The 17195-nt window shown below is 62.7% G+C and carries 15 protein-coding genes; 12 read left to right on the forward strand and 3 right to left on the reverse strand.

All coding sequences use genetic code 11. From position 1 onward, the window contains the following. Positions 1-3 precede the first annotated feature (3 nt). A complete protein-coding gene (imuA, locus tag CRP40_RS07805; protein WP_027916357.1) occupies positions 4-624 on the reverse strand; it encodes a translesion DNA synthesis-associated protein ImuA in 621 nt (206 codons plus the stop codon). Then, positions 624-1241, reverse strand: coding sequence for a transcriptional repressor LexA (lexA, locus tag CRP40_RS07810; protein ID WP_027916358.1), 618 nt, complete (start codon positions 1239-1241; stop codon positions 624-626). The genes imuA and lexA overlap by 1 nt, the downstream gene beginning before the upstream one ends. Before the next feature lie 93 nt (positions 1242-1334). On the opposite strand from lexA, the gene CRP40_RS07815 reads away from it, so the two are divergent. The 5 genes from CRP40_RS07815 (at position 1335) to CRP40_RS07835 (ending at position 8085) form a co-directional block, all read left to right on the forward strand. Further along, positions 1335-2021, forward strand: coding sequence for an HAD-IA family hydrolase (locus tag CRP40_RS07815; protein WP_027916359.1), 687 nt, complete (start codon positions 1335-1337; stop codon positions 2019-2021). Between the two features lie 19 nt (positions 2022-2040). Next, entirely contained in the window at positions 2041-2583 is a 543-nt protein-coding gene (locus tag CRP40_RS07820) for a hypothetical protein (protein ID WP_239930199.1), read from the forward strand. 112 nt (positions 2584-2695) lie between these two features. Continuing rightward, positions 2696-5209, forward strand: coding sequence for an excinuclease ABC subunit UvrA (uvrA, locus tag CRP40_RS07825; protein WP_027916361.1), 2514 nt, complete (start codon positions 2696-2698; stop codon positions 5207-5209). Positions 5210-5284: 75 nt separating this feature from the next. Beyond that, positions 5285-6934 carry an MFS transporter gene (locus CRP40_RS07830; RefSeq protein ID WP_027916362.1) on the forward strand — a complete coding sequence of 550 codons (1650 nt, stop codon included), beginning with the start codon at positions 5285-5287 and terminating at the stop codon, positions 6932-6934. Next, the gene (locus tag CRP40_RS07835; RefSeq protein ID WP_027916363.1) at positions 6931-8085 is read left to right on the forward strand and encodes an HlyD family secretion protein; all 1155 of its coding nucleotides are present in this window, start codon (positions 6931-6933) and stop codon (positions 8083-8085) included. Before CRP40_RS07830 ends, CRP40_RS07835 begins: the two co-directional genes overlap by 4 nt. A gap of 286 nt (positions 8086-8371) precedes the next feature. On the opposite strand, the gene CRP40_RS21925 is transcribed toward CRP40_RS07835, so the two are convergent. Further along, on the reverse strand, positions 8372-8545 hold the full coding sequence (locus CRP40_RS21925; protein WP_176505837.1) for a hypothetical protein: 174 nt from the start codon (positions 8543-8545) through the stop codon (positions 8372-8374). Positions 8546-9549: 1004 nt separating this feature from the next. Between CRP40_RS21925 and CRP40_RS07845 the strand changes: the two genes are divergently transcribed. From CRP40_RS07845 to CRP40_RS07875, 7 genes are all read left to right on the forward strand, one after another. Further along, positions 9550-10845, forward strand: coding sequence for an MFS transporter (locus tag CRP40_RS07845; RefSeq protein ID WP_027916364.1), 1296 nt, complete (start codon positions 9550-9552; stop codon positions 10843-10845). Positions 10846-10943: 98 nt separating this feature from the next. Continuing rightward, positions 10944-11252, forward strand: coding sequence for a hypothetical protein (locus CRP40_RS07850; protein ID WP_027916365.1), 309 nt, complete (start codon positions 10944-10946; stop codon positions 11250-11252). Positions 11253-11821: 569 nt separating this feature from the next. Further along, entirely contained in the window at positions 11822-12931 is a 1110-nt protein-coding gene (locus CRP40_RS07855; RefSeq protein WP_050587368.1) for a 3-deoxy-7-phosphoheptulonate synthase, read from the forward strand. A gap of 36 nt (positions 12932-12967) precedes the next feature. Beyond that, a complete protein-coding gene (locus tag CRP40_RS07860) occupies positions 12968-13249 on the forward strand; it encodes a peptidylprolyl isomerase (RefSeq protein ID WP_027916366.1) in 282 nt (93 codons plus the stop codon). Between the two features lie 178 nt (positions 13250-13427). Further along, complete coding sequence (hbdH, locus tag CRP40_RS07865) at positions 13428-14198, forward strand: 3-hydroxybutyrate dehydrogenase (protein ID WP_027916367.1); 771 nt, start codon at positions 13428-13430, stop codon at positions 14196-14198. Between the two features lie 75 nt (positions 14199-14273). Beyond that, positions 14274-14549 carry a peptidylprolyl isomerase gene (locus tag CRP40_RS07870; protein ID WP_027916368.1) on the forward strand — a complete coding sequence of 92 codons (276 nt, stop codon included), beginning with the start codon at positions 14274-14276 and terminating at the stop codon, positions 14547-14549. Positions 14550-14681: 132 nt separating this feature from the next. After that, complete coding sequence (locus CRP40_RS07875; RefSeq protein WP_033695183.1) at positions 14682-17156, forward strand: autotransporter outer membrane beta-barrel domain-containing protein; 2475 nt, start codon at positions 14682-14684, stop codon at positions 17154-17156. The last annotated feature ends 39 nt before the right edge of the window (positions 17157-17195 follow it).

The following is a 17195-nucleotide window of genomic DNA, read 5'->3' on the forward strand; positions in this document are numbered from 1 at the left end:
CCATCATCCCTGCCTTGAACACGCGATCGGTAAGGCCGGCGGCATGCCGCCACGGCATTTGAGTACCCGCCACTGGGGTGGGCGTGCGTCGATGGCGATGCGCAATGCCGCAGGCGACGGGTTATGCATGGCCGCTTGCCCACGGCAGGCGAACGCCAGGGCCTGCCCGGTTTCCGCCGCGACCTGCAAGCGGCGCAAGGCGCGGTCGTCGGCGCGTTCTGGCCAACACACCACCGCGGCACAACTGCCCGAACGCAGGCACTGTTCGGCGGCCCACAGGGTGTCGGTAGTGCCCGCGTCGACCTGGAACAGCCAGCGCAGGTCGATACCCGCCGCCTGCCAGGCTGGCGCAAAAGGAATGAAGGGAGGTGATACCAACACCACGCGTCCGCCCTCGCCGCTCAGGCGCGCCAGCGTGGGCCAAAGCAATTGCAGTTCGCCGCTACCAGGGCGCACGAGCAACAATTCGCTGAGCGCCGCCGCCGGCCAGCCGCCTTCGGGCAGGCGTTCGTCCAGGCTGGCATGCCCGGTCGGTTGCAGACCCTGTGGCCGGGCCTGGGCTTGACGGCCACGCCATACCCGACGCTGGTCGAGCAGCCTGTCCAGATCGATGACCGCGCCCATCAGTCGCGCCGCACCAGGCCACAGAAGATGCCTTCGATGAACAGCTCCTGATCCGGCCCTACGTCAATTGGTGCGTACGCCGGATTGCGCGGCACCAGCCGATAGCCCTCGCCGTGGCGCTGGAGGCGCTTGATGGTCACCTCGCCGTCCAGCCGAGCGACCACGATCTGCCCTTCCCGTACATCGCCCTGCTGGCGGATGCCGACCAGGTCACCGTCGAGGATGCCGTCACCTATCATCGAGTCCCCGCGCACCTTGAGCAGGTAATCGGGGGTACGACGAAACAGGCTGGGGTCGAGCATCAATTGCTCGTGGATGTCGAGGTCCGGCCCGATCGGCGCACCCGCGGCCACCTGTCCGAGCACCGGCAGTTCGAGCATTTCAGGCCGGCGTAGCGGCCTTGCCAGGCGAATACTGCGGGCCTGATTGGGGGTGACGTCGATGTAGCCTGCCTGGCACAGCGCGGTGATGTGCTTGCGGGCCACGCTGCGTGAGGCAAAGCCAAAGCGCGTGGCGATATCGGCCAGGCTGGGAGGCTGGCCTTGTTCGGTGATGCGCTCGCGAATGAAATCGAAAATGGCGCGGCGCTTGGGGGTTAGATTATCCATGGAGCACATTTGTACTCTTTCCGGAGCACGCTGACCAGCCCCCTTCGTCGTCGTCATTGGTTATGATCCTATGGCCACCCTGTACCTGCTTTGGAAATCCCCATGCTCAATGCATTGCTGTTCGACCTAGATGGCACCCTCACCGACACCGATACCCTCCATTTACAGGCGTTTCGCCAGCTCTTGCGTGAATACGACGGCCGAGCATTGAGCCAGGACCAGTTCGATGCTCAGATCAGCGGCCGGGCCAATGGCGAACTGTTCGCCGAGTTGTTCGAGGGTGCCACTGCCTTGCAGTGCCAGGCACTTGCCGAACGCAAGGAAGCGCTTTTTCGTGAAATGTCACCAAAGCTCGAGCCCCTGCCTGGGCTGATCCGTTTGCTCGATCACGCCAGCACCCACGGCTTTGGCATGTGCGTAGTGACCAACGCCCCGCGGCTCAATGCCGAACACATGCTCGCAGGCCTGAAGCTGAGCGACAGGTTCGACCACGTGGTGATTGCCGATGAACTGGCCAAGCCCAAGCCCGACCCGCTTCCCTACCTGACCGGCCTGCAGCGACTGGATGCCCATGCTGACCAGGCGTTGGCTTTCGAAGACTCGCTACCGGGCGTTCGGGCAGCCAGCGCTGCCGGGATCTTCACGGTCGGCCTTGGCACTACCCAGACGCCACAACGTTTGATCGAGGCAGGTGCGCGCCTGGTCATCGACAACTTCGAAGATGCGCGCCTGTGGGCGTTATTGGGCGCGGACAGGGCACCGGCGGGAAGCGATGACACAGCACGCTGAGCTTCACCTGCGCAGCCCCTTGCTGTTTCGCTTCGTAGCGTTGGGTATTGGGCTGGGCATGGTCGCCGTGTGCAGCCTGGCGTTGTATGCCATCTGGGTGGATGTGCTACCAGTCTTCGGGCGCCTGTACCGCGGTGCTCCGGTGGTCGAGACTTCGTTCGGAGCCTTTTTCGTGATAGGGGTGATTCCTTTGACGCCCATTGTGGTCGCCGCCGCCATGATCGGCCTTTTTACCGGCCGCAAGTTCGACCCGCCGCGGGCATCCTGGCTTGCTCGATTCCAGCTTCGCTCTTTCCAGGTCACACTCGTGGCGATATGCATCGTGGCCCCCGTGATGATTGCAGTGAGCACGGCCACGCTCCTGATCAAGGACTATCGGCCCTGCACCAAACTGCGCATTTCCGGATCGCGCGGGCACATGTTCTGGGTCAATGATGACCGGGTGTGTTTTACCCCGGATGCTTACATCAATGATCATTGGCCCTGCAAAACGGTGGGTGACCGGACGGTGTGCGTCCAGGTGGATGGCCACGCTCCACTCGGCTCGCAGGCTGCCCGGTAGAACCTCCTGGCCGCTTGGAGCGTCCTACAGCTATTCCTATTCTACCGCAGGCCATACGTGATCGCTGGCCTGCTATGTCTCCTCGACCCGACTGCCAAGCAAGGACAGCAACATGCCAAGCGACAAACCCGCCTTCAGCGGTTTCATTCGTGTACGGGGTGCGCGCGAGCACAACCTCAAGAATGTCAATGTAGAGGTACCGCGCGACGCATTGGTGGTGTTTACCGGAGTGTCGGGTTCCGGCAAGTCTTCCTTGGCTTTTTCGACACTGTACGCCGAGGCCCAGCGCCGCTACTTCGAATCGGTTGCGCCCTACGCTCGGCGGCTGATCGACCAAGTGGGTGTACCGGACGTGGACGCCATCGAAGGCTTGCCTCCCGCGGTGGCGCTGCAGCAGCAGCGTGGCAGCCCCAGTGCGCGGTCTTCGGTAGGCAGCGTCACCACGCTATCGAGCTCCATCCGCATGCTGTACTCGCGTGCAGGCCATTACCCCGCGGACCAGCCAATGCTGTATGCCGAGGATTTCTCGGCCAACACGCCGCAAGGCGCCTGCCCCGCGTGCCATGGGCTCGGCCGGGTCTACGAGGTCACCGAGGCGACCATGGTCCCCGACCCCTCGTTGAGCATCCGGGAGCGCGCAGTGGCTGCCTGGCCCATGGCGTGGCAAGGGCAAAACCTGCGGGACATTCTGGTCACCCTGGGCTACGACGTGGATGTGCCTTGGCGCGATCTGCCCCAGAAGCAGCGTGACTGGATTCTCTACACCGAAGAAACACCCACCGTGCCAGTCTACGCGGGCCTTACGCCGGCCCAGGCACGTGCCGCCCTCAAACGCAAGGCAGAACCTAGCTACCAAGGCACGTTCACCGGCGCTCGGCGCTATGTGCTGCATACGTTCATGCACTCGCAAAGTGCACAGATGCGCAAGCGCGTTTCCCGTTACATGCGCCCGAGCCCCTGCCCCACGTGCCAAGGCAAACGTCTCAAGCGCGAGGCATTGAGTGTCACCTTCGCAGGCCTGGATATCGCAGCGCTTTCGCAACTGCCCCTGCAGGCCTTGGCTGAGGTATTGCGCAAGGTGGCGGCAGCCGAGTACCTGATTCAGGACGATGACCTGACAGTTGAAAAACGCCTGGCCGCGCAACGCATTGCCAGTGAGCTGCTGGTGCGCATCGACACGCTGCTTGAGCTCGGCCTGGGTTACCTGGCACTCGAACGCAGCACCCCTACCCTGTCTTCGGGCGAGCTGCAGCGCCTGCGCCTGGCTACGCAGCTCAATTCGCAGCTGTTTGGCGTGGTCTATGTGCTGGACGAACCCTCCGCCGGCCTGCACCCGGCCGACAGCGAAGCCTTGTTCGATGCCCTGCAGCGCCTCAAGCAGGCGGGCAATTCGGTGTACGTGGTCGAACACGACCTGGACACCATGCGCCGTGCGGACTGGCTGGTGGACGTGGGGCCGGCCGCCGGAGAGCACGGGGGCAAGGTTCTCTACAGTGGCCCTCCGGCCGGCCTGGCCCAGGTCGAGCAATCGTGTACGGCCCGCTATCTATTCCAGGCACAGGACAAGACACACCGCCAACATCGCGAGCCCCAGGCCTGGCTACGCCTGGAGGGCATAACCCGCAACAACCTCGACAACCTCAGTGCAGCGTTCCCGCTGGGCTGCTTCACGGCGGTGACCGGCATTTCGGGCTCCGGCAAGTCGAGCCTGGTCAGCCAGGCCCTGCTGGACTTGGTAGGCACACACCTGGGTCACGCCGAGGCTTCACAGGATGCCCAGGTGCCTGACCTGGAAGACGAGCCAGAGCAGGTGAGCACGGGCCGCGTCAGCGCAGGCCTTGAGCACATCAAGCGGCTGGTGCAGGTAGACCAGAAACCGATCGGCCGAACGCCTCGGTCCAACCTGGCCACCTACACCGGCTTGTTCGATCATGTGCGCAAATTATTCGCCAGTACCGAACAGGCCAAGGCCCAGGGCTTCGATGCCGGGCGTTTCTCATTCAACGTCGCGAAAGGTCGATGCCCTACGTGCGAAGGCGAAGGATTCGTCAGTGTCGAGTTGCTGTTCATGCCAAGCGTGTTCGCTCCTTGCCCGACCTGTCACGGGGCCCGCTACAATCCAGAGACCCTTTCGGTGAGCTGGCAAGGCATGAATATCGCCCAGGTGCTGCAACTGACCGTGGAGCAAGCGCTGAGGGTGTTTGAGGATCAGCCCTCGGCGCGGCGTTCGCTTCAGGTGCTGCAAGACATAGGCTTGGGCTATCTGCGTCTGGGCCAGCCGGCAACGGAGCTGTCAGGGGGCGAAGCACAACGGATCAAGTTGGCCACCGAACTGCAACGCCAGGCCCGCGGCGCCACCTTGTATGTGCTCGATGAGCCCACCAACGGCCTGCACCCACAAGATGTCGACCGGTTGCTGGTGCAGCTCAACCGCCTGGTGGATAACGGCCACAGCGTGGTGGTGGTCGAACATGACATGCGCGTAGTCGCCCAGTGCGATTGGGTGATCGACATCGGCCCTGGGGCTGGCGATGCCGGCGGCAAGGTGGTCGCCAGCGGCAACCCCGGTCAGGTGGCCAAGGCCAAGCACAGCCGCACAGCCGCCTTCCTGGCACGGGCCTTGTAGCAGCGCTGGATAACATCGACGCAGGCGCAAGCGGCCACACAACGGCTGCATCCAACACCTTAGACAGGCTGTTTCATGGACAAGTACGCACCCCGCCAGTGGTTACCTCACGAGAAACCGACCCTGCCAGGTTCGCCGTCCACGCCCCTGCACAGCCCAGCCAAGCGCCTGGCCTATGGTCTGGTTGGTTTGCTGGTCGCCATCACCGGCGGGCTGGGCAACGCGCTGGTGACCGCAAACCTTGTGTTCCTGCAAGGTGCACTGGGCGCGACCACTGCGGAAATGGCCTGGTTGCCGGCTGCCTACGTGATGACCAACGTGTCCATGAACCTGTTGCTGGTCAAGTTTCGCCAGCAATTCGGACTGCGTGCCTTTACCGAAGTGTTTCTGGTGCTCTATGCCCTGGTGACCTTCGCCCACCTGCTGGTCAACGACCTGAATTCGGCCATTGCCGTGCGGGCCGCCCACGGCATGGTGGGCGCCGCGTTGACCTCGCTTGGCCTGTACTACATGATCCAGGCCTTCCCGGCACAGTGGCGGCTCAAGGCAATGGTTCTGGGCCTTGGCGCTTCCCAGCTGGCCTTGCCGCTGGCACGGATATTTTCTGAAGACCTGCTGTTGATCGCCGAGTGGCGGGGGCTTTACTTGTTCGAACTGGGGCTGGCGCTGACAGCCCTGGGCTGCGTACTTCTGCTCAAACTACCGCCCGGTGACCGCTTCAAGACCTTCGAGCCTCTGGATTTTCTCACCTTCGCCCTGATGGCCAGCGGCACGGCGCTGCTCTGCGCGGCCTTGTCGCTTGGGCGCATCGACTGGTGGCTGGATGCGCCGTGGATCGGCATGGCGCTGGCAGGCTCGATCGTCCTGATCCTGAGCGGGCTGGCGATCGAGCACAACCGGGAGAACCCCCTGCTGATGACGCGGTGGCTGGGCAGCGGCGCCATCATCCGCCTGGGGCTGTGCGTGATCCTCATCCGTATGGTCACCTCCGAGCAATCCACCGGCGCAGTCGGCTTTCTGCAGATGCTCAACATGTCCAGTGAACAGATGCGTTCGCTGTACTGGATCATGCTGCTCGGTGCGGTCGCCGGGTTGGCGACCAGCGCCTTGACCATCAACCCTAACCACTTGATCCTACCGCTGCTGATCTCCCTGCTGGCCATGGCAGTAGGCGCCTTCATGGACAGCACGTCGAGCAACCTGACCCGGCCTGCGCAAATGTACCTGAGCCAGTTTTTGTTGGCCTTCGGCAGTACGTTCTTCCTGGGCCCCTCCATGGCCCTGGGCATTGGCCATGTGCGGGCCAACCCGCAGAACCTGGTGAGCTTCTCGGTGCTGTTCGGCATCTGCAACAACCTCGGTGGTCTGATCGGTGCAGCGCTGCTGGGCACGTTCCAGATCTGGCGGGAAAAATTTCACTCAAGTCACCTGATGGACCACCTGAGCAGCGTGGAACCGCTGGTCACCGCCCGGGTTCAAAGTGGGGGTGCAAGCGTCGGGCGCCTGATCGCCGACCCTGCCCTGCGTACTGAAGTGGGCATGCGCCAACTGGCTAGCGCGGCCACCCGAGAAGCCAATGTGCTGGCCTACAACGATGTGTTCATGCTCATTGGCGCTATCGCTATTCTCACCATGATCTGGATCTGCATACGCGGCACCTGGCTCTGGTACAGCAAACGTCAGGCTCGCCTGACCGACTCATCCCTTGGCGCACCGACACGATGACCGAACAATCCCGCACCACCACCACGACTGCCATCGCCGAAGCGCCGGAGGGCACTACGCCACCAAGTGAGCCAACTTCACCCGGACGCACTCGCAAGGTGCGCATACTGTCAGCCATCACCTTCGGCTGTGTCGCCCTGGTCGGCGTACTGGTGGTGCTTTATGCGTGGCGCCTGCCCCCTTTCAGCAGCGCCATCGAAAGTACCGAAAACGCCATGGTGCGCGGGCAGGTCACGATCATCGGACCGCAGTTGAGCGGCTATATCGTCGAGGTGCCAGTGCAGGACTTCCAGTACGTCAAGGCGGGCCAGTTGCTGGTCAAGCTCGATGACCGGATCTACACCCAGCGCCTTGCTCAGGCCATCGCTCAGCAGCAGCAACAAGAGGCGGCGCTGGCCAACAATGCGCAGCAGCGCAAGAGCGCTGAGGCGACCATCGCCCAGCGCCAGGCTGCCATCAATGACGCTGCCGCGCAGTTGACCAAGGCGAAGGCCGATCTGTCGCGCAACCAGGCGCTGGTCACCGATGGATCGGTGTCACGACGTGAACTGGATGTCACCCGCGCCAGCGAGGCGGCGGCGGCGGCGAGCCTTGCGCAGGCCAAGGCTGCGCTGGAGATTGCCCGGCAGGATCGCGAGTCGGTGATCGTCAACCGCGCGGCGCTGCTGGCTGCGGTCGAGAATGCCAAGGCCGCCGTGGCCCTGGCCCGCATCGACCTGGACAACACCCGCGTGACCGCGCCAAGGGACGGGCAGTTGGGGCAGATCGGGACGCGCCTGGGCGCCTATGTCAACTCCGGTGCCCAGCTGATGGCGCTGGTACCCGATACCTTGTGGATCATCGCCAATATGAAGGAAACGCAGATGGCCGACGTGCGCATCGGCCAGCCGGCCAGTTTCACGGTGGATGCCTTGAACCATCTCAAACTGTACGGGCACATCGAACAGATTTCCCCTGCCACTGGCTCGGAGTTCGCGTTGCTTCAGGCGGACAATGCGACCGGCAACTTCGTCAAGATCGCCCAGCGCATTCCGGTGCGTATCACAGTGGATGCCGGCCAGCCAGAGGCTGCGCGGCTGCGGCCGGGTATGTCGGTGGTGGTCAGTATCGATACGGGGGAGCAGCCGTCCTGTGGCAGAACGGGTTGCTAGCGGATTGATGGGGGGTGTGCCCTTGGATGGGTCACGTGTTGGCGAGAGTGGACAATGGGTATTACTCTACGCCCCATAGATCAGTCTCTTTAATCAGGGTGTGGCTGCATTCGAACACCTTTGCGAGCCACCACTTCTTGTAGGAGCGACCATGTGCCACGATGGCCGTGCAGCGGCCCCAGTTTATTTGCTGTGATTCAAACACTAGGGCCGCTTCGCGGCCATCGCGGCATAAGGTCGCTCCTACACGGGATAGCTCCTACACGGGATATATGTCGCGGCAAGTTTAGACGTTATCATCCCCACCACAGACGCTGTTGATCTTGATCTTGATCTTGATCTTGATCTTGATCTTGATCTTGATCTTGATCTTGATCTTGATCTTGATCTTGATCTTGACCTTGATCTTCGCGACTTCAGAAGGCCGAACGCAGGTCTTGCGGAGGGAGGTGACAGGCATGGATGCCTGTCAAGCGCTGGGCCCCAGGATGGGGCCTACAGCGCGGCCCTCCCGGGAGCAAGACCGGAGTGAGGGAACCCCGAAGCGCAGCGTAGGGGCCGTATGAACGGAGCGCAGCCTTTTTTGGTTACTTTTTGTGGCGTTTGACAAAAAGTAACTCGCCGTAAGGGCGAAAAGGTGATTAAGCGTCGCCATCGCAAATGGACTATTCGCTCTATCAATACCCACACCAACCCATCGAACTTCGAACTTCAAACTTCAAACCTCAAACCTCAAACCTCAAACCTCAAACCTCAAAGCGTGGGCGCATATATCGAGTTGGTATTCATTGGCGCGGGTGGCGCACAGTCACCCTTCCGCCCTTACGGCGGCTCACTTTTTGTCTTGTCAAAAAGTAAGCAAAAACCGCCTGCTCCTATCATCCGGCCCCTACGCTACGCTCCGGGGTCCCCTCGCTCCGGGCTTGCTCCCGGGAGGACCGCGCTGCAGGCCCCATCCTGGGGCCCAGCGCTTGACAGGCATCCATGCCTGTCACCTCCCTCCGCAAGCCCTGCGCTCGGCCTCCTGAAGTCGCGATCTGCGCCGCCTGGGCTACCGCGCGCTTAGAAGCAAAAGCCACAGCAACAGCAAAAGCCACAGCAGTCGCAGCCGCGACTGCGACTGCGAGCGATTTGCCTGGGAAAGACATTGGCATGTCTTTTCGAGACTGCGGCATTGCGCCGCAGGCAGTCAACCCTTGGCAAAACCCTGCAAGCCCGTAGAATCGCGCTTCCTTTTCGCCCGTCGCCTTGAACGGTGGCAACCGGCAACCAAGACCGAGTCCGCGCCTGACCCCATGAACGCTCATGTGAAATAGGCTCAACCCTCCCCGCCCGGCCGTCTTCCTGCATGGCCAAGCGGTTGAGTCTTGCCCAGGTCGCATCCGTGCAGCCTCTACCCTACCCGGGTCGACCAGCGTGCGCGCTCGAAAAGGCCAACCTTCGCCTATCCAACTTGAGGTACCTATGTCTGCGCGTTTGCTGGCCATGGCGCTGGCGCCGCTGCTCGGGCTGTTCATCATTGCCCTGGGCAACGGCTTCATGTCTTCTCTGACCACCCTGCGACTCGGCGAGGCTGGCGAGTCTGCCACCACCATCGGCATCGTCTCGTCCACCTACTTCATCGGTCTGACCCTGGGGGCCATCTTCAATGATCGGCTCATCCTGCGCATCGGCCATATCCGCGCCTACACCAGCTTTGCCTCGCTGATCGGCGTCACCATCCTGCTGCAAGGCCTGTTCTATGACGTGACCTGGTGGTCGGTGCTGCGCCTGATCAATGGCTGGGCGGCCGTGGGGGTGTTCCTGGTCATCGAGAGCTGGTTGTTGCTTGCCGGAGACGCCAAGATCCGCGGTCGCTTGCTGGCCTTGTACATGATCGCCTTCTATGGCGCCGGGGTGCTGGCTCAGGCAGGGCTTGGCGAGATCACCCGCCTGGGCGAGACCGCGCCTTTCATGCTGGCAGGTGTGCTGACCGCCCTGTCGGTGTTGCCGATCGTGATCCTGCCACGGGTTTCGCCACTGCTGGACCAGGTAGAGCCGCTCAAGCCACGGCAACTGCTGGGCGTGGCACCCTCGGGACTGGTGGGATGCTTTGGTTCGGGCGTGGCCATTGCCGGGATCTATACGTTGCTGCCGCTGTATCTCCAACGTATCGGGCTGGACGTCGGCGAAGTAGGCAACATGATGGCCTTGGTCATCCTCGGGGCCATGCTGTTGCAATACCCGGTGGGGCGGTGGTCGGACCGCAAGGACCGTCAGGACGTGCTGATTGCCCTGGCGGCAGTGTGCGCTGCGCTGGCATTGGTCACCGTGTTCCTGCCTTCGGATGCATTCCTGCTGCCGGCGATGCTGTTTCTGCTGGGCGGCGGGGTGTTCACCTTGTATCCGGTGGCGGTCAGCCATGCAGCCGACCGTGCCCCATCCGATGCCTTGGTGCCCATGATCCAAGGGCTGCTGCTAATCAACTCGCTGGGCTCGGCGATGGCGCCGATGGCGATATCACCCGTGATGACCGAGTTTGGCGAAGCCGGGCTTTTCTGGGCGTTTGCCGTGGTCAACCTGTTGATGGTGGGCTTTTTCCTGTGGCGGCGCGGCAAGCGCCCGGCCGCGGAACACCCTGCCCCGTTCACGGCCTCCACCACCTTCTCGCCTACTGGCGCTGAACTGCGGGTCACCGAGGACTTGATGCATGCCGCGCAGGAGCATCCTCCGATGGAAACGGCCGAACCCAAGCCTTCGCACCACGGCGAGGCCTGTTGAGGCAAGCGTGCCCTAACCGACCATCCGTCGCCCTCTGGGCACCTCCTGTGCAGGACTATGCCAAAGCAATGACAGAATCCATGCACAGGAGCTTCGCCATGATTCGCATCCGTAGCCTTTCGCTGTCCGTTGCTTTCGCCTTGGCCACCCTGGCCGGTACCAGTCAGGCCGCCACTGACACCACCAACACCGACATGCACCCGAAAACCGACCAGATGGGCGGCAAGACTGCAGGTGAAGGCAGCAGCGTGAATACCCCAGGCAGCAGCCGTGACAATGACAGCAGCAACGCCGGGGCCGCAGGTGCCCATGACGGTGCTGCGGGCGGCTCCAACAGCACCGGCGAAGCCACTGGCTCAGGCGCAGGCGCCACTGGTGGTCAAGCTGAAGATCAAGACAGTCACTAAGACCACGGTCCAGTGACCACCCGGCGTAATCATCCGATCGATTACGCTCATAGCAATTTTCCATTGAATGGCCCGCGCAATGTGCAGTAAGCTCGGGCTCATTCACTGGAGAGCAGCATGCAAGCAACCATCCACACACTCGCTACTACCACTGGCCGCGCCCCGCGCCCGGCAGCGGTCGTGACCGTGTGCGTGAACGCACCTGCCTCCTATTACTTCGGGTATTGGTTTAGCCACTAGGCGCCGATACCCACACGGCGTCCACCTTCGAGGGGCCGCCGAACATGAGAATACTCAAACCCCCGGTCGGCCTCCCGACCGGGGGTTTTGTTTTTCAGGCCTACACCCAAACGATCCAGAGGACAGATTCATGAAATACGACACCTATTACGTAACCAGCACCTCCACCTGGCGATTTAGCCACGTCCGCTCGGGCCAGCCTGCCGCCTCCGACCGGTTCTGCACAGGTGGCACTGATTCAACCAATAGCCAAACACCGATCTGTCGAACACCTCGATAGGGCCGACTGCGCAGCCATAGTGCCTGCCGTCCGCCCAAGGAAAACCCTCATGCAAGCCTCCAGCCTCGCCCTGCCCCTGACCCAAGCCCAAGCTGCCAATACCGCTGTCAGCCGCCGCCTTCCCAGCCCGCACCTGCTCAAACAACAGATGCCGTTGTCTGCCTCGCTCGCACACCAAGTCCATGCGCACCGCCAAGCCATTTGCGACATTCTCGAAGGGCGCGACCCTCGCCTGCTGGTCATCGTAGGGCCATGCTCGCTGCATGATCCGCGCGCGGCGCTGGAATATGCCGATCGCCTGGCCGCGTTGAGCCGACAGGTCGGCGAACGCATGCTGCTGGTGATGCGTGCGTACGTGGAAAAACCGCGCACGACGGTGGGCTGGAAGGGCCTGGCTTACGACCCTCACCTCGATGGCAGCGACGACATGCATGCAGGTCTGGCACTGTCGCGGGGGCTGATGCTGGGCATGATCGAACGGGGCCTGCCGGTTGCGACCGAATTGCTGCAGCCCATGGCCGCTGGCTACTTCGACGATGTGCTGGCCTGGGCCGCCATCGGCGCCCGCACCACCGAATCACAGATTCATCGAGAAATGGTCAGCGGGCTGGCGCTGCCGGTAGGCTTCAAGAACGGCACCGATGGCGGCGTTGCCATCGCGACGGACGCCATGCGCAGTGCTGCCCATGCCCACCGGCATTTCGGCATGGATGCACAGGGCTACCCTGCGATCGTCGAAACCCTGGGTAACGCGCATACTCACCTGGTGCTGCGAGGTGGCCATCAAGGTCCGAACTACGACGCCCACAGCCTTGCCCTGGCCCGTCAGGGGCTCGCCAAAGCAGGCCTGCCTGCGCGCATCATGGTCGATTGCAGCCATGCCAACAGTGGCAAGGACCCCGCCCGGCAACCGGCTGTTTTCAACGAGGTGTTGCAACAGCGATTGAGCGGCGACACCTCGATCGTCGGCATGATGATCGAGGGGCACTTGTTCGAGGGCTGTCAGGCCCTGAGCAACGGGGCGCTGAAATACGGCGTGTCCATCACCGATGGCTGTCTTGGCTGGACCACCACTGAGACCTTGTTGCAGGGTGCGGCACGCCTTTTGGGTGAGCGGCAGGCCGAACCCTGCGAGACACGACCGGTTGAAGTGCGTTAGGCTTTGCCTCTTTACCCTCCCAAGGAGCATTACCCCATGGCACGTGCAACCGCCCGTCACATCCTGGTCAACAGCGAAGACAAGTGCAACGAACTCAAGGCCCAGATCGAAGCGGGTGCCGACTTCGCTGAAATCGCCAAGGCCAACTCCACCTGCCCGTCCAGCCGTCAGGGTGGTGACCTGGGCTCGTTCGGTCCTGGCCAGATGGTCAAGGAATTCGATACCGTGGTCTTCAGCGCCCCGGTCAACACCGTGCAGGGTCCGGTCAAGACTCAGTTCGGCTACCACCTGCTGGAAGTGACCAGCCGCCAGGACTAAGTCCTGCGAAGCAAGCCCGGTAGGAGGGAGTGGCGCAAAGCCGCTGCTTTGGCCTCACGCGAAGGCCCCTGCGGAACCTTTGATCAGCCGCTCCGCTCCTACGCTCAGCCCATCCCGGGCGATGCCCAACGGCTTTCTTCGTTCCAGTCGGCGCCGGCGCGCTGTTAGGGAGCTTTGCATGACCCTCAAAGGCAAGACAGCAGTGATCACAGGTTCCACCAGCGGCATTGGCCTGGGCATTGCCCATGTGCTGGCGCGAGCGGGGGCCAACATCGTGCTCAACGGTTTTGGTGACCCTTCACCTGCCATCGCCAGCCTTGAGCAATTAGGGGTGCAGGTGCGCCATCACCCCGCTGATCTTGCCGATGCCGCGCAGATCGAGGCCATGCTGGACTTTGCCGAACAGGCATTCGGTGCCGTGGATATCCTGGTCAACAATGCCGGGATCCAGCATGTGGCACCTGTCGAGCACTTCCCGGTGGACAGCTGGGACAAGATCATTGCCTTGAACCTGTCTGCGGTCTTCCACGGCACTCGCCTGGTGCTGCCAGGTATGCGCGCCCGCAACTGGGGCCGCATCATCAACATCGCCTCGGTCCATGGGCTCGTCGGCTCCACCGGCAAGGCCGCATATGTCGCCGCCAAGCATGGGGTGATTGGCCTGACCAAGGTCGTAGGGCTGGAAACCGCCATGAGCGGCGTGACCTGCAATGCCCTGTGCCCAGGCTGGGTGTTGACGCCGCTGGTGCAGCAGCAGATCGACGCACGTGCTGCAACCGGCGTCGATCCGCAGCAGGCAGAACGGGAATTGCTCGCGGAAAAACAGCCTTCACAAGCGTTCGTAGCGCCCGAGCACCTGGGCGAGCTTGTGCTGTTTCTATGCAGCGAGGCTGGCAGCCAGGTGCGCGGTGCGGCCTGGAACATGGACGGTGGATGGCTGGCGCAATAAGCCATGCCGATTCGCGGTGGTAGCGGTGCGTCGGGCATAATGGCTGCTTTCTCTCGCTGCATGCACAGGTAGATCATGAAAGCCCAAGCCCGCCACATCCTGGTCAAGACTGCTGACGAAGCCGAAAAGCTCAAGCAGCGCATCGCCAAGGGTGAGGCGTTCGATGTGCTCGCCAGGAAGTTCTCCCTCTGCCCCTCGGGCAAGCGTGGCGGTGATCTTGGGGAGATTCGCCCTGGGCAGATGGTCGGTGCGATCGACCAGGTCATCTTCAAGAAGCCCCTGCGCGTTGTGCATGGGCCCGTGAAGAGCAAATTCGGCTATCACCTGGTGCAGACGTTCTACCGCGACTGAGTCTCAACACTGCCGTCTAAATACCCAGCAACTAGCAGTTCTGCCAGTTGTCGCTCCCAAGCCTTCCTCTGTAAAAAGTGCCTGACCCCGCGCAATTGATGTTGCGCGCTGGCTTTGAATGGAGGCTTTGCTATGCGTGTACGACTGATTGTGGGCTCACTGAGTTTGCTGGGCGCGGCCCTGCCATCCGCTCAGGCAGCTTGTACATTTTCCCCTGGGGCCGGTAACGACACGTATGTCTGCGACAGCGGGTCAGCGCCTTCGCTGGTGGATACCGAGGGTGACAACCGTCTGGTGTTTCCGGCAGGTGGCACCGGCGCCATCGAGGGCGATGTCACCTTTGGCCCAGGCCGGGACAGTATCGACATGGCCTCCGGCACGATCGCCGGCAACGTCAATCAGGGTGGCGGCATCGATGACTTCGTCATGAGCGGCGGCGTGATCGAGGGTAACGTCAACCAGGGTGACGGGCTGGACACCTTCTACATGTCCGGCGGCTGGATCAAGGGCACCTTCGACAGCGGCGACTACGCCGAAATGGACGGCGGCATGATCGGAAACGTCAACCTGCGCCTGGACAAGAATACCTTCATCATGCGCGGTGGCAGCGTTGACAGGAACGTCATTGCCGCGTTCGACACCGATTACATCGAGGTCTTCGATGGCACTATTGGCGGCAATATCAGCGTCAGCGGCGGCGACGACAGCGTCCTGATCCATGGCGGCAGCGTCGCAGGGGACGTGCTGCTCAGCACGGGCAACGATCGCTTCGTCTGGAACGGCGGGACGATCGGCGGGAAAGTCGATGCCGGGCCGGGCGACGACACTGCGCTGCTCTCCGGGCTTAATCCGGAAACGCTGATCATCACAATCGATGGCGGCGAAGGCAACGATATCCTCACGTTCGACAATAGCCGCGCGGTGGGCGGTGCTCGCTACCTCAACTGGGAGACGGTGGCGTTGACCAATCTTAGTCAGCTGGCGCTCAACGACACCCTGGTCCTTGGAGACGCCGGCACCGGAACCGGCAGGCTCACCCTCGACAGCAACAGCGTCCTTGCCTCAAGCGTGGGCGTGATCACAGCGTTTGGCCCAGGGCAACGCGCATCGGTGAGTAACGCCGGAACGCTCAACCTTACCGAGGGTGGCGATGCCCTGGGCCGTCTTACCATCCAAGGCGACTATGTCGGCGAAAACGGCCTGTTGCGCGTGAACAGTGTGCTGGCCGGTGACAATGCGCCCTCCGATCGCCTGGTGGTCAGCGCCGGGTCCATAACGGGGACGACCGGCCTGATCGTCAACAATCTGGGGGGAGCCGGCGCGTCGACACCCCAGAACGGCATTCAGGTCGTGGAGGCACGCGACGGTGCCACCAGTACGGCTACCGCCTTCGTGCAAACGCAAACCCTTTCGGCGGGTGCCTACGACTATCGATTGTTCAAAGGTGGTGTTACCGCTGGCAGCGAGAACAACTGGTACCTGCGCTCGACGCTGGTGGCGCCACCTGTGGTGACGCCGCCGGCTGAGCCCGAACCCGAGGTCCCTGCCGAGCCGGCCCCCGAACAGCCGGCGGTTACCCCGCCGGTTGCCGCTCCAGCCCCAGGGCAACTGGACTTGCCCGCCCCGATCGCCGGCAACCAGAGCCTGCCGCTGTATCGTCCCGAGGTCGCGGTCTACGCCGCCGCCCCCAGGGGGGCAGCCATCGTGGTGCGTCAGGGGCTGGGCACCTTCCATCAGCGTCAGGGCGACCAGCAGTTGCTGGAGGGCCAGGGCGCACTGCCCGCTGCCTGGGGTCAGGCCTACGGCGGCGCACTCCGTCAACAGTGGAGTGGTACGGTCAGCCCCAGCCTCGATGGCGACCTGTATGGCTTCAAGGTTGGTCAGGACGTGTACGCTCATGTGAGTGATAGCGGTGCCCGTCAACACGCTGGGGTATACCTCAGCCAGTCTCGCCTGACGGCCGGTGTCAAGGGCTTCGCGTTGGCCCAGGAGAACCGTAGCGTCGGTGACTTGCGCCTGGATGGAAAAAGCGCAGGTGCGTACTGGAGCTGGGTGGGTGCGCAAGGTGGCTATCTGGATGGCGTGTTGCAATACACCCGTTTGGATGGGCGGGCGCGCTCGGACCGAGGCGACAAGTTGGACTTGGACGGGGACGCCTGGGCCGCTTCGCTGGAAGCCGGCGTGCCCGTAACCTTGTCATCGCACTGGGCAATCGAGCCGCAGGCACAGGTCATCGCCCAGAAGACCAAGTTCGATACCGCAAATGATCGCGTCTCGCGTATCGACCATGACGCGCAGGTTGAACTCACTGGCCGCATCGGGCTGCGCCTGGAGGGACGATTCCAGCCCGACGGTGCCCGGCTGCTGCAGCCCTACGCGCAAGTGAACCTGTGGCATGGGGACGGCGGCAGGGATGCGCTGGTCTTCGACAAGACGGACAAGGTCAAGACTGATTACCGCTACACCGCCCTGCAAGCCGAAGCAGGCGTTGCAGCGCAACTCAATACTTCGTTGAGCGTGCACGGCGGGATTCAGTACACGACGCATCTGGATAGCCGTGAACAAGAGGCCAGCGGCGTCAACCTGGGCGTACGCTGGCAGTTCTGACAAGTAAGCAGGGCGCGCGACCATCGCGCGCCCTGCCCT

Source organism: Pseudomonas sp. URMO17WK12:I9 (genome assembly GCF_900230165.1).
Lineage (GTDB): Bacteria > Pseudomonadota > Gammaproteobacteria > Pseudomonadales > Pseudomonadaceae > Aquipseudomonas > Aquipseudomonas fulva.